The 13,206-nt window shown below is 58.8% G+C and carries 14 protein-coding genes; 6 read left to right on the top strand and 8 right to left on the bottom strand.

Annotation, left to right across the window (positions count from 1 at the left end; all coding sequences use genetic code 11):
- Positions 1–13: 13 nt before the first annotated feature.
- From AUL33_RS21785 to dndC, 5 genes are read right to left on the bottom strand one after another with little or no spacing between them, the layout of a single operon-like run.
- Positions 14–259 carry a sulfurtransferase TusA family protein gene (locus tag AUL33_RS21785; protein WP_082652780.1) on the bottom strand — a complete coding sequence of 82 codons (246 nt, stop codon included), beginning with the start codon at positions 257–259 and terminating at the stop codon, positions 14–16.
- Positions 256–1,779 (bottom strand): DNA translocase FtsK, encoded by a 1,524-nt coding sequence (locus AUL33_RS20275; protein WP_062212767.1) that lies wholly within the window; start codon positions 1,777–1,779, stop codon positions 256–258. Before AUL33_RS20275 ends, AUL33_RS21785 begins: the two co-directional genes overlap by 4 nt.
- Positions 1,776–3,845, bottom strand: a complete 2,070-nt coding sequence (dndD, locus tag AUL33_RS20270) for a DNA sulfur modification protein DndD (protein WP_062212764.1) — start codon at positions 3,843–3,845, stop codon at positions 1,776–1,778. The genes AUL33_RS20275 and dndD overlap by 4 nt, the downstream gene beginning before the upstream one ends.
- Positions 3,846–3,872: 27 nt before the next feature.
- On the bottom strand, positions 3,873–4,088 hold the full coding sequence (locus tag AUL33_RS20265) for a DNA modification system-associated small protein (RefSeq protein WP_062212761.1): 216 nt from the start codon (positions 4,086–4,088) through the stop codon (positions 3,873–3,875).
- On the bottom strand, positions 4,081–5,220 hold the full coding sequence (dndC, locus tag AUL33_RS20260) for a DNA phosphorothioation system sulfurtransferase DndC (RefSeq protein WP_082652779.1): 1,140 nt from the start codon (positions 5,218–5,220) through the stop codon (positions 4,081–4,083). Before dndC ends, AUL33_RS20265 begins: the two co-directional genes overlap by 8 nt.
- A 362-nt stretch (positions 5,221–5,582) precedes the next feature.
- Between dndC and AUL33_RS22350 the strand changes: the two genes are divergently transcribed.
- Together AUL33_RS22350 and AUL33_RS21780 are read left to right on the top strand one after the other, a co-directional pair.
- Positions 5,583–6,125 carry a hypothetical protein gene (locus AUL33_RS22350; protein ID WP_156419520.1) on the top strand — a complete coding sequence of 181 codons (543 nt, stop codon included), beginning with the start codon at positions 5,583–5,585 and terminating at the stop codon, positions 6,123–6,125.
- Complete coding sequence (locus AUL33_RS21780; RefSeq protein ID WP_082652778.1) at positions 6,122–7,330, top strand: DNA phosphorothioation-associated DGQHR protein 1; 1,209 nt, start codon at positions 6,122–6,124, stop codon at positions 7,328–7,330. Before AUL33_RS22350 ends, AUL33_RS21780 begins: the two co-directional genes overlap by 4 nt.
- 236 nt (positions 7,331–7,566) lie before the next feature.
- Here AUL33_RS21780 and AUL33_RS20255 read toward each other — a convergent pair whose 3' ends face one another.
- Entirely contained in the window at positions 7,567–8,013 is a 447-nt protein-coding gene (locus AUL33_RS20255) for a MucR family transcriptional regulator (RefSeq protein WP_062212759.1), read from the bottom strand.
- Between the two features lie 292 nt (positions 8,014–8,305).
- On the opposite strand from AUL33_RS20255, the gene AUL33_RS20250 reads away from it, so the two are divergent.
- A complete protein-coding gene (locus AUL33_RS20250) occupies positions 8,306–8,752 on the top strand; it encodes a hypothetical protein (RefSeq protein ID WP_062212756.1) in 447 nt (148 codons plus the stop codon).
- A 157-nt stretch (positions 8,753–8,909) separates the two neighbouring features.
- On the opposite strand, the gene AUL33_RS20245 is transcribed toward AUL33_RS20250, so the two are convergent.
- Both AUL33_RS20245 and AUL33_RS20240 read right to left on the bottom strand, forming a co-directional pair.
- A complete protein-coding gene (locus tag AUL33_RS20245; protein WP_306302800.1) occupies positions 8,910–9,230 on the bottom strand; it encodes a hypothetical protein in 321 nt (106 codons plus the stop codon).
- Between the two features lie 22 nt (positions 9,231–9,252).
- The gene (locus tag AUL33_RS20240; RefSeq protein ID WP_192843245.1) at positions 9,253–9,567 is read right to left on the bottom strand and encodes a hypothetical protein; all 315 of its coding nucleotides are present in this window, start codon (positions 9,565–9,567) and stop codon (positions 9,253–9,255) included.
- Positions 9,568–9,730: 163 nt separating this feature from the next.
- Here AUL33_RS20240 and AUL33_RS22645 point away from each other — a divergent pair, with 163 nt between their 5' ends.
- From AUL33_RS22645 to AUL33_RS20220, 3 genes are all read left to right on the top strand, one after another.
- Entirely contained in the window at positions 9,731–10,105 is a 375-nt protein-coding gene (locus AUL33_RS22645; protein WP_202815319.1) for a methyltransferase, read from the top strand.
- Positions 10,106–10,476: 371 nt separating this feature from the next.
- Positions 10,477–11,696 (top strand): IS3 family transposase gene (locus AUL33_RS21775; protein ID WP_374754458.1). Its coding sequence is split into 2 segments (ribosomal slippage): positions 10,477–10,810 and positions 10,810–11,696, totalling 1,221 coding nucleotides; the frame shifts between segments, so codons are not numbered across the junction.
- Between the two features lie 170 nt (positions 11,697–11,866).
- Positions 11,867–13,027 carry a calcium-binding protein gene (locus AUL33_RS20220; RefSeq protein WP_156419518.1) on the top strand — a complete coding sequence of 387 codons (1,161 nt, stop codon included), beginning with the start codon at positions 11,867–11,869 and terminating at the stop codon, positions 13,025–13,027.
- The last annotated feature ends 179 nt before the right edge of the window (positions 13,028–13,206 follow it).

Below are 13,206 nucleotides of genomic sequence, written 5' to 3'. Positions count from 1 at the left end.
ACGTATGTCGGCCTTATGAGTTATGAGCTAATTCAAGGACATACCAAAACTGATCACCGTCACGTCCCTTCGCTGCGAGCTGATGCCCATCGCTCGCTGCGAGATGAGGAATATCGATCTCCGCAAGCGGATCGGTGCAGATGATTTTCAGCCGGGTTCCTGACGGCATTGTTCGAATGAGTTTACGAGCCCGGATGACCGGCAAAGGACATTTCAGGCCGGAGGTGTCGAGCAGATGGTCGAACGCTTTACCGGTCATCGAGCGACGATGTTCTCGACGTCGGTCGACGTCAGGTAATATCCATGCGCCCTGACCAGCGGTGAGCCCGCCAGCTTGACGATCATGTCTCCTCGCCCCAGCAGGTCCTCTGCGCCGCTTTCGTCCAGGATGATCTGCGACTCCGACGCCTTCTGAACCGTCAGAGCAATTCGAGCCGGGATATTGCTGCGGATCAAACCACTGAACGTCTTAGCGTCGGGGCGTTGTGTCGCCAAAATGAGGTGAATGCCAGCCGCACGGGCCATCTGTGCCAGCCGGATAATTTCAGCTTCGACGCCGCGATCCTGCATAATGAGGTCGGCTAACTCGTCCACGCAGGCGACGATATAGGGAAGCTTCACGCCCTTCAGCGCGAGATCCGCGATGCTGTTGACCCCCAACTCGCTCATCCGCTCGTATCGTTCATCCATCTCCGCGACGAGCGCTCGCAGGGTTTCGCGTGCCGCATCAGCGCCCACGGCAATCTCATTGCGCCAGAGAAAGCGGCTCTTCGCGTAGATGGAGAACTCGACCCGTTTAGGATCCATCAGTGCGAGCTGAAGGGTCGTCGGGGTGTGCTTCACAATGAGTGAGCTAAGGATCGCGTGGACACACACGCTCTTGCCTTGTCCGGTAGCCCCGCCAACCAGAAGGTGAGGCGCCGAGCGCAGATCGAACAGAACGGGCTCACCAACGACCGTCATACCAGGGCAGACGATAAGTTCCGTCCCTGAACCGCCAACCGCATTCAGGGCTTCCAGGAACTCGATTTTCGAAGCCGTGGTCCAGGATTTGCTGAGCCGGGGAATATCGATCGTGACAGTCTTCGGCTCGTCGCTGTGACCAAGCGCTGGCATCATGTCCTGAAGGCTCATGGCCAACGCCAAACGCTCTAGTCCCTTGCGGAGCTTATCGAGCTGATTCACGTCGCGAAGCGCGACCTTGTACCGGGATAGGCGAGGACCGTGGACCACGCCTTTGACCTCGGCACCCACGCCGATCTCGCCGAGCGCCTTACCAAGTTGCGTAGATTGATCCTCGGCCGAGACAGCTTTGCCGACTGTCGCCTTCTGCGCTTGTGCCAGCGTACCGATGTCCGGCAAGTCCGCACGACGCTTCACAAGGGTGCTGACGAAGTTATCGAAATTCTCGCCGCTGCTTCGCCAATCCTCCATGAGGAGGCCAGCGCCCCGGTGCCAGTGCTGGCGAAGTGCCGAACGGAATGCATCCATTCCATCCATGGTGATGCCGTTCGCCCTGGCATGGGTCAGGATCAGTCCGACCCAGATTGTTACGTCCTCCTGCGTGAACAGGGACGCAGCTGGGATCTCCAAACCTTTTGCATCGACGCTGTCGTTATCGAAGGCTCCAAGCGACAAGGAGCGGCCGATCGACAAGCGTGCGACGTTGGCCTTCGTGGAAAGGCCTAGGAGATCCATCAGCTCTCGGGTGTGCCCATCCGCTACGGCCGACGTGCGAAACCGCGACGACATGATCTGCTGGAGGCTGAGGGCGCTCATTCGCCGCGCTCCGCGAAGTAGGCATCCGGGATGGCGGTCGTACGTCCAACTCCATCGCCGACATCGATGTGGTTCAGCAGGTACGTCTTGGAGACGGACTTGCGCAGCCGCTTCTCAAAATCCGCATCGATCTCCTCGTCCTGACTGAGGAGGATGACCTGACGGTTCTTATCGCTCGTCCAGTAGCCAAGAATGTTCTGACGATGCCGGCTGTCCAACCGGCCAAGCGGCGTATCGACCACCAATGGCGCGCGAACGCCTGAGACCTTCGCCAACCCTGCGATAAGGGCTGTGGCAAAGATCTGATTTTCGCCAGCGGACCGATCGAACGTCAGAGCCTTGCCGGATTTGCTGAGGATCGTCGTCGATCCATCATCACCAATCTCGATCTTGGCGACCTGACCTTTGTGCGCGAGCTGTTTGTAGACCTGCGTCATGCTGCTCGCCAGTTCCTTCACCTTCAGCGGGAAAAGGGCGGGGATCACGGCATCAATGACGCGGCGCACGCGCTCGGAACGATCGATGATCTCGCGCGACGGCGAGGAGTCGTCGAGCTTCTTCCTCTCGCGCTCATACTCGGCGCGCTGCGAACTGATTTGGGCCTCTAAGGCGACGGTTCGCCGCTCATCGGTTCGCCAGGTTTCGTCGAGTTCGGTTCGCCGGTCCTGAACCGTCTTAAGCTCTGCCCGTAGAGCGGTGAGAGTGCCGTCGCGATCGATGCCTTCAAGGCGGGAGATTTTGCGTCCGAGATCGTTGATGCGCTCGTCCGCCTCGCTTTGCTGCCGTAGAACTTCCTGGATTTCCTGCATTCCAAGCGAGGAGCCGGCGAGAGCTGCCAGCGTTTGCGTGCGCTGCTCGATCGAGAGGAAGTCGTAGATGATCTCATCCGCGCAGTCGTCCGGTATCGGCGAAAATAGGCTTTCCCACGCGGCCTGGATTCGCGACTTTACGACCCCCTCCTGCTCCGCTGTCAGCGGTGGGTTGATGGGGCGCTCGGTCTGTTTGTCGTAGGCGCTTTCAAACTCGCGCTGACGCGGTTCCAAGGCACGCTTCTCCCCTTCCCACTGGAAGTAGCGAACCTCTTCCTCGAGCTGGGTTTTGAAGGTCGTGAACACGTCCTTGGACACGAGATGAAGCGGTAGCCGTCCAGCCAGAACCTCTTCCATCCGGCGGTGAGTTTCCCGAAGGCGGTTACGCACCTGCTCTCGCTCTTCGATCAGGTCCTTGTAGGTCGCGGTATCGCCACCTCCACCACCAAGCGATGTGACACGCTCCAAGAGCGATTGGAATTCGCCCTCTAGAGCCTCACGGTCCGCTTTCGTCTCGACGCCCTTACGCGCCAGTTCTGAAGCCTGACGCTCATTCTCGGTCAGCTGCGTATAGAGGCTCTGAAGGCGGTCCTCGTCGACGTTGGCAACGCCATCACGCTTGGAGCGCTCAAAACTGCGGAGGCGCTCTGTGAGCGAGCGCAGGAGCACAACACCGAGAAGGCCTTCCAAACCCTGCTTAACCTGTTCGATCCGGTTCTGATCGGCGAGTTTTTTGACCTCTTCACCATCGAAGAAGAAGAAAGGAGCGATGTGAGCCGGTACGAAAAATTCGTCGAGCACCTCGGAAAGGTGGAAGCCATTTCGCCCGTCCGATCGCGGCATTTCCGGTACGCCGCGAACGATCTCCCGATACGTGGTTTCCTCGTCGGTCCACGTGCCGTTCGACCGAAAGTACCATTTGCGCGTGATTTCGGCGCCTTTGGTTTTGGTGCGCTGGACAACGACGCGCACCGTCATGGTGTCCTGCCCCGCCCTTAGCGCCTCTCCGTTGAAAGCCTTTTCGAGGAAGGTCGGATAGCCCTTCTTCTCGTCCGTCTTTAAACCGGCGCGCGCTAGGTGGGCCATCGCATCCTTGCCATACAGGCACAGGTAGATGGCCTCCAGAATGGAGGTCTTTCCGTAACCGTTCAGACCCCCCACAAGAACGATGTTCCGACCACCCTCGGGTTGTGGGAACTCGAACTCCTGGCGCTGATATGATTTGAAGCAGACCAACTCGATTTTAGAGATCCACATCGACGCCTCCCGTTTGATGCGATCTCATCAGTCCATTCGCCCCAGGATCTCCTCGATCCGTTGATTGATGCCGGCAGCACGCTCTTGGTGCTGTCTTGCGCGCTGCAATCCAACCAGCTCAGTCAGAACGTCCACGGGCACCCCGTGCTCGGCTGCAATCCCTTCCAGGATCGCGGTGGCCTCTTTATCCGCCCATAGCGGCAGGTCACTGAGATTGATCTCTTCGAGCGTGGCGTCAGACATTCGCTAGCGCACCTTGGGTTTGAAGTTCTTCCGACCAATGCTGATGGATGCGATGAACCTCATCGTCGGTGATGAGGGGAGCGCCAAATTGGCTTTGCACGTCGAGAAGGCGTGCCAGGATTTCGCGCCGGGCCTGGACTGTGAACGGGCCTGGAATGTGTTTTCCGTCCGGACTGAACGACACCTTGCCGTTCCGGCGAACGATCTGACGCATCTCCGGCTTGTTTCGGATCGAACGCAGCCAGTCACGGAAGCCAAGGAGAGGCACGTAATGGTGTTGGCCCGCATCCACGAACCCTTGCAGACTCTTGTCCTTTTCGACCACCGTGCAGGTCCAACAGCCAAAACGGCTGTTCGCGGTCCCACAGCCAGGCGCCTCGTCAACGCTTAACACGACAGGGCATTCGCCGCCTTCGGCGTCGCGATACAGCTTGATGAGGGCCGTGTGATCACCGCCCCAAGGAGCGTGGCAGGTCCCAAGGATCTCCCAAACGTCCTCGACCGCGAGATCGACGATCGGCCGGTAGATGAGAGCGCCCGGCAGGCGCTCATGCGGAGACAGATTGCTACCGCGAGCATTCCGCCAGCGATCGATTGATTTCTGACGCGACTGGCTTTCGTCGCGACGCACGCCGAGGAGAACGATCGCCGCGCCGGACTCTGAGACTTGGCCTTTGATGTAGCCGCTGGTCGGCTGAATCTTCAGCCGATCCGTGCACCAGCGCATGGTCATGTTGGGGCTTGGGTAGCCTTTGCCGATGAGCAGCACCCAGAACGTCTTATCGGGATCTGGCTTCGTCCGCGCGACAGTGATGGGAAGTCCCAGCCCATCAGCCGCTTCTGCGATCCGTTGGGTGACGACATCCAGATGCGCGATGACGAGAGGAGACTCGACCATCGTATCATTCGAGACGAGATGAACCGGACGCGTCCGCCGGGATGGCGAGATCTGGAGAAGAGCCTCGAACACCGCGTGCGTGACGACGGTGCTGTCTTTGCCCCCGGAGAAACCGATGATCCACGGGTATGCCTGCGTCTCTGATAGATACTCGGCGCGGATCGAGGAAACGATGGATGCCCACGTTTCCTCGATAGATGGAACCTCATCGAAAATGGCTAGCGAGTGGGGCATTCAATGCGGGCTTTTTTCAGAGTGAAATCCGAGTGGAAGCTCAGCTTGTTCCAGCTTCTCCTGACGACTTACGAATTCAGAAACCGCACGACGGACAAGCCAAGCCGCCGATAAATTTAAATCGGACGCCATGCGACAAAGTTCGGAGTGGGCCTGCACGTCCAAACTGACGGACATCCGCACTAACCCCTTCTTTCCCTTGGGCCGCGCCATGACAGCCTCCAATCGTTGATCCGCAGCACCAAAATGCACCACAAAACACCTTTGTGCTATGTCGCACGCCGTGACCCTTGACGAATAGGGTCGTTTGCTAGCGACTGTGCACAACTTATACGGTGGGATCCATACAGGCGAGGTGGGGCTTGAGCGTGGTCGGAGGGGGCGCTGGCCCTGTGAATGGGTTCAAACTGGTATGGGGCGAGATCAAACGTAGGACAAAAAAACCCAGGCTAGAGGTTGTTTATTGGTGCTATTTCGCCGGCGCGGTTTGTATTCTCGGTGGAATTGGTATTATTAGTGAGCTTCTAAAGTACTATTATACTGGGTCTTCATCAAACGCTTCAGGGATTTATGCTTCATTGGCAACATTTTTTCCTGCGCTAATCGGTGCGTCTGTCATGCAGATGATGTTCGAGCAAACAGTGAATCGCAGACTTCAAGCAATATCGTTCATATTTCTCATGGTAACTTTTGGATTTGCAGTTTATCTGAATGGATTTGCAGCGCATTCGTCAAAATTGTCGTGGTTTTCTGTTGTTGTATTCTGCATTTTTTCTCTTTGGGTGTGGTGGATATCGAACGCCGATAACGCAGGCCTCTATGACGAGCCATCTATAGATGCACCAACTGGAGGCGTTGACCCCGGCGCTGATTTACAAGGCGATACGAGCGGGTTCCAACTATGACCACTGTGTATCCTTTTAAAACAAAAGCTTTGCAGGTCGTTCAGCCGCTAGGCACATATTATGTCGCTATCATCCCTGCGAACGTTTTGTTGGACGTGGCGTTCAGCGACCGACTCCGAGCAAGAGAAGATGAGAAAGCGGGCTACAGGGTTGAAGGTACCCAGAGGGCACGTTCTAGTTCTCGGCAGCCACAAATTGAGGATTATATTGGCCGAACCGACTCGGCCTTCCCCAACTCTATCATCCTGGCTGCAAATTACGACGCTGAAACCGGACATATTCGGACTGAAGAGTTGCCTGAGGAAGATGAAGGAGAGCAAAATTCCTTATGGATAGTTGAACACTTGGAAGACGGATGCTTTGAGCTTACCATCCCTACGGCCGAGAAGCTTGCTGGTATAATTGATGGTCAGCATCGTCTTGATGGTTTTCGAAATATCCAAAATCCAAGCCGCAAGAAAATGCAACTCATATGCTCAATATTTATGGAACTTAGTAAGCCGTATCAAGCTCAGCTTTTTGCTACAATCAATTCAACACAAAAACAGGTTGATAAGAGTCTTACATACGAACTGTTTGGATACAATATTGATGAGGAGCCTGAAGAGAAATGGTCGCCAGATAAGCTAGCTGTTTTTCTTACTCGACGTCTTAACACTCAGGAGGAATCGCCGCTTAAAGGACGCATATCAATTTCACCTCGCCGAGATCAGGCTCTTACCGAATTGAACGCAAGCCGAGACTGGCATATTTCAACCGCAACGATAGTTGAGGGAATACTCAGGTTAATTTCTGCTAATCCCAAGCGGGATACTAATTCGATGCTTACAACAGAGCCTGGCACGCGTTCAGTTTTACGCCAGGGTCCCAAAGACCGCACGCCAATGCGTGGTACGTATCTAGCCGGCAATGATGCACTGCTCTATGCGGTAGTTCTAAACTTTACAAAAGCTTGCGATAGCGTATTTTGGGAAAGAGCGGGCGGCTCGTCATTCATTACAAAAACTGTTGGTGTTCAAGCACTTTTTGATATTTTACGCAAAATCATACCGGAGGCTCTCGTAGCAAAAAATGTAAGTGTCGAATATTTTTCCGACAGGCTAGCTCCTGCCTCCACCATAAACTTCTCCAGTGTTGAGTTTAAGAATGCATCTGGATCAGGTAGGTCTTTGATTCGGCGCTCGATAGAAGAGTCTATATTTTAAAGGTGGATGATCGCATTGAATAGCGACAAGTTTCCTGCAAATTCACTGCAGAACCGCTAGCTTACGATCGCTACGCCTTTTCGCTACGACTAGGTTCAAATTGAGTATGCCGTGCGAAACTACCCTCCCAACGGTGCAATAACGGGTTTCGTACGAACCAAACCAGACCGAACCGTTGCGCACCATCCGAACGGAACCGGATGGTGCTGGCCAACTTGGAACTGCGTAACGTCTGCCTAGCCTTCGTCCATCGCGTCGGTCTCGACGGGCGACCTCGTGCGTCCGAGGCCGAAGGATCGCGCGAGTTCCGAGCGCTGGGCGGCATAGTTGGCGGCCACCATCGGATAGTCGGCCGGAAGACCCCATTTCCGGCGATAGGCGTCCGGCGTCAGCTCGTAATGCGTCATCAGATGGCGCTTCAGCGACTTGAACGGCTTTCCGTCCTCCAGGCAGATCAGGTAGTCCGGGGTCACCGACTTGCGGATCGGCACGGCCGGGACGAGCGGCTCGTCGGGTGCGGGTGCTGCCTCGGGCTGCGTTCCGAGCGTGGCAAGCGTTGCATGGATGCCGGCTATGAAACCGGCGATCTCCTCGCGCGGCAGGTGATTGTTGCTGACATAGGCAGCCGTGATCTCGGCCGTCTGCTCCAGGATCTCTGCCGCTCCGGCTGTCTGCGATGTCATTCAAAGGCTCTCCATTCCAAACCGGACCAGGGGTTCGCATAGGAATGCGGGGAAACCAACCGGCAATTGCGTCAGGCACTGCAACCGCGGTTGCGAGGGCAAGGGCGCGGTGGCACAGTGACGGCAGCGTTGGCCCGAGATTGCTCCGGTGCCGCAGCCTGCGATGCCATTCCCTTCCTGACGGACCTCCATGAAACGCCCTCCGAAAGCCTTTGTCGTCGAGCACAAGCGCCGCTCGCGGCCATCCACCGCGACCCCGCCCTCGATCTGGACGGGCACCGCAGGCCGACAGATGCGCGAGCTCGCCCTGGCCGGTGAACGGGCGGAGGCGTCGGCGAACCCCACCGCCGAGCCGTCCCATGCCAGCGAGATCGAGACCGTTTCCCAGAGCGGCTTACGGGGACGGATCCTCGAGGCACGCGTCGAGCCGAGAGCGCCCTCCCTGGATGTCGAACCTGGCGAGGCGATCGATCGCTCCGTCGTGTCGGCCGCATCGGAATTGGACACAGCGTCGGATGTCGACGCACCCGGCTCGCCGAAGGTCTCAAAGGCTGCGACGGTCGCTCCTCGCGATCGTCGGGATGAGATGGTAATGCCTTTGTCTTCGCCCGTCACCGCCATCGCGAAGGCGCCGACGACGCGTTCGACCCCGACGGCTCCGGGTTGGCGGGAACGTCGGCTCGCGCTTCGCCGAAAGCTTCCCCTCCAGGACCGCTGGAAGTGGGACTTGCCGTTCTGAACCGCCGTCGCGTGGGGAACGTGCCTCGCCGAGCGGTTGCCGCCTTCGGCGACCGTCCCCTGCAGATCATGACGCCGTCACGAAGGCGACGAGACCGGAGCGAGCTTCCTGCCTCGCGGGTCGGCCCGGCGCTATCGTCAGACCGTTTGCGGACCGATCAGTGCAAGGAATGCGCGACATCGCCGGCCAGCAGCAGTTCGATCCCCTCCTCGTCGAGGCAGCGCTGGAACTCGGCATAGGCCTCGTCGTCCGTCTCGAAGCGGTCGTCCCAGACAGTGGATGTGTTCGCGGCGTCGACGACCTCGAGCGTCCAGCCCTCGCTCGAACCCGCCATCCGGTAAATGGCGAGCTCCACCGTCACCCCATCCCGTGTCACGTTGCCCGACAGCGGGGACACCTCGATCTCGGGATCGCGTTGCTCCATGGCCAAGCCCTCCGGTTCGCACGCCTGCAGCACGCTGGCGTCGTGAGGTACCACGTCGCCGTCCCATGCCGAAGATCTACCCCTCGCGGAACGCCCGTTCGAACTGATCGCAAAGCGGTTTGATGACGTAGGACAGGGCCGTGCGATCGCCGGTCTTGACGAAGGCCCCGACCGGCATGCCAGGAACGAGCTTCACGGCGCCGAGCCTCGCCGCCTCGTCGGCGCCGATCGCGGCCCGCACCGTGTAGTAGGACAGGCCGGTCTGCGGCTCGTGGGTGAGATCGGCGCCGATGCGCTCGATGGTGCCCGTCACCTCCGGCGTCGTTCCTTGGTCGAACGCCGAGAAGCGCATGCGCTGCCAGGCTGGATCGGCTTCGGCTTTCCTTGCCATGCTCTATCGCCTCGCCGGCCTCGTCGGAACACAGACACGCCGTTCCGAGGACGGGCAAGCCCTTTAGCAGTTCTCGACGCCCCTGCCGCTTACCTTTGTGGCGGCTGAGGCCGCCGGCATTCACGACGGCGATCTGTCTCTCGAGCCCTCTGCCGGCACCGGGATGCTCGCGGTCTTCGCCGGCCTTGCCGGCGCCTCGCTGGCGCTCAACGAGTATGCCGAGCTGCGTGTGCAGATCCTGCGCCAAGTGTTCGAGACCCGCGCCGTGACGCAATTCAACGCCGCGACGATCCACGACCGGCTCCCCGCTTCGATCGTGCCCTCGGTCGCGGTGATGAACCCGCCCTTCTCGGCCTCGCCCAAGGTTGAGGGCCGCTACAAGGCCGCGACCATCAATCACATCCGCAGCGCCCTGCAGCGCCTCGCGCCCGGAGGTCGCTTCGTCACTATCACCGGCGAGAGCTTCTCGTCGACGAGCGATTGGCGGGAGGCGTTCGAAGACATGCAGCGCATCTGCCGCGTATGTTCTCGTCAGTAAGTCTTACTATCAGTATCATGCGAACAGCTCGTTCCACGAATTTTTGCGTGTAAAATTTTGACAAAATTCAACGTAGCAGCGCGCCCCGCTCAAAATTTTAATACTGTCCTTAGAAATTTCAAACAGATTTACCAGAGGAAACGTGATCCCTTCTTCCGCCCAGAAGCACGGTCGCCTTGAAGGTGATAAGTGAACGATTAGGGAGAGTGGCATTGATACGTAATGATGAAAACATTTTGCCAATGGCATTCACCGGCGGCTCCTCTCTGCAATCCTTGAATTCGGGAAGTCTCCGTTGAACTTGAAATAGCCCCCGAATGACGCGGACACGATCTCCCACTCCCGCAAGGGTTAGGAGTAGTGTTGTGTCTATGACTGGTTCCTATTCGAAGGCAGAGGTTCTGCCGGGTCCCGAGCGTCGTCGATCGTGGTCGACGGCCGAGAAGCTGTCGATCGTCCAAGAGACCTATGAGGCCGACGTGACGGTGAGCCTGGTGGCGCGTCGTCATGGCGTTGCGCCGAACCAGCTTTTTCGCTGGCGCAAGCTGGCTTCGCAAGGCGCGCTGGTCGCCACGCGGGCGCAGGAGGAGGTCGTTGCGGCCTCGGAGTATCGTGCTCTCCAGGCGCAGATCCGCGAGCTGCATCGCCTTCTCGGCAAGAAGACGCTGGAGACCGAGATCCTGAAAGAGGCCCTCGAGGTCGCGGCGGGCCCAAAAAAAGCGCTGTTGCGCTCGCTGTCGTGGCCGAAGGACGGTTCGCGGTGAGCGCCATATGCACGGCGCTCGGCGTCGCCCGATCCAACATCGCCGAGCGTATGGCGGGACGTTCGCATCGGCGGCTCGGCCGACCGCCGCAGCCCGACGCTGAGCTTGTCGCCGCGATCAAGGCGGTAATCGCCGACATGCCGACTTATGGCTACAGGCGCATACACGCCATCCTCTGCCGCAAGGCACGGACAACGGGAGAGCCGGCGCCCAATCATAAGCGCGTCTACCGCGTGATGAAGGCGAACGGTCTTCTTCTTCAGCGTCATGCCGGCAATCCCGATGGGCGACGTCACGATGGGCGCGTGGCCGTCGAGCGCTCGAACCTGCGCTGGTGCTCGGACGGCTTCGAGATCGGTTGCGACAACGGTGAGAAGGTTCGCGTGGCCTTCGCGCTGGACTGCTGCGACCGCGAGAGCATCGGCTTCGTCGCCACCACCGAAGGCATCAAGGGCGATGATGTCCAGGATCTCATGCTCCTCGCCGTCGAGGCCCGCTTCGGTCGTGTGAACCGCTTGCCGCAGACGATCGAATGGCTCAGCGACAACGGCTCGGGCTATATCGCCGGCAAAACCAAGCGCTTGGCACGGGAGATCGGGCTGGAGCCCAGAACGACGGCTGTCCGGAGCCCGCAATCCAACGGCATGGCCGAGGCCTTCGTCCGCACGATGAAGCGCGACTACGTCCGCGTCTCATCCCTTCCGGACGCTCGAACCGTCATCGATACGCTGCCGATCTGGTTCGAGCACTACAATACGGTTCACCCGCACAAGGCGCTCGGCTATCTCTCACCGCGTGAGTTCATCACGTCCCGACAATCCCTCTGATCTGTCCGATCATTCGGGGGCAACAACAGAACTTGATCTCATCCGCCAACAACTTAGCGCTTACGCTTCTGCAGGCCATGTCGCTGTCGCCCGCAAGCCGTGCGCCCACGCCCTTGTCCCCATCTTCGCCTACAGGTGTATTGGAAGTCCTTGGTGCTGCTCATAAGAACTTGGCATCCAACATTATCGTTGGGCTTCTGAACAGGGCCGCGATCAACGGTAGCTCAGGCCGGGACCTTGTGTTCGCCGCGGACCACGCAACGATCGATGTCGGTGATGGTGATGATGTGGTTGTGGCTGGCGATTATACGAACGTTAGCGGTGGTCGAGGTCGGGATGTGATCGTCGCCGGTCATTACGCCAACATCGATGGCGGGGACGGCGATGACGTCGTGTTCGCGCTGAACTATGCCAACGTGCATGCGGGGCGCGGCAATGATCATGTCTCTGTCCACTACTACGGCACCGTCACCGGTGACGAAGGCGACGACACGATCGAGACTTACGACTACGCCAAGGTGAAGGGGGGAACGGGCGACGATCAAATCCGAACCTACGCCTATGCCGAGGTTGAGGGCGGCGACGGTGATGAGGCGATCTCTACATACAGCAATTCCACCGCTAGCGGAGGCGCCGGCAACGATCGCATCCGCGGCAACGCCTACATGAACGTGGATGGCGGCACCGGCAACGACGACATCCGGGTCGACGACTATGCCACGGTCATGGCCGGCGACGGCGACGATCTCGTGGTGACGATGGGAAATTCGACGATCGATGGCGGACGGGGTAACGACACGATCCTGGTCGGCGATCGTTCCAGCAACGGTGGCACGACCGGGTACAGTGTCGTCGTCACCGGCGAGGGCGACGACGTGGTCCAGACCGGATCCTACTCGACCGTGACCGGTGGAATGGGCGACGATCGCATCGTTCTAACGGGAACCGACTCGACGGTGATCTTCGCCAAGGACGACGGCCACGATCGGATCCAGGCCGACTTTAAGTTCGAGGTGAAGGTCGCAGGCTACAGCGCCACGGACGCTACGGTCATCTACGAGCAGGGCAACGCCGTGGTCGCGTTCAAGGGATCGGGGGACAAACTGACGCTCGATATTGCGAAGGGCGTTGAAGGTCGCTTAATGTTCGCGGATGGAACGTCGCTCAGTGTGACCGGCAACCAGTCCGCCAAGCTGCATCAGCACTATCGCAGCGCAGGTGAAGTGCTGCAAGTCGAGGACTACATCTCCACCGCGACCTATCAGACGCATCAGTGGAGCGGCTACACCGAGCGCCAGGTGGCCGACATGAAGCGCATGTCCATCGCCTGATGTCGTTATGCAAATGGGAGAGGTGGGCCGCCCCCTCTCCCGATACCGTCAGATCGAGCAATGGGTTCAGGCGAACACGAAGTCGCTTCCGTCGATCTGCGATACCGACACACCCAAGAGGGCTCCGTTGCAAAATCCAGATCGCAGTGAGAGCTCGTCGCTCTCAAAGCGGCGGACAG

Source organism: Aureimonas sp. AU12 (genome assembly GCF_001463705.1).
Taxonomy (GTDB): domain Bacteria; phylum Pseudomonadota; class Alphaproteobacteria; order Rhizobiales; family Rhizobiaceae; genus Aureimonas.
The sequence above is the reverse complement of the archived record's forward strand: the minus strand, read 5'-3'. Positions and strand labels throughout refer to the sequence as shown.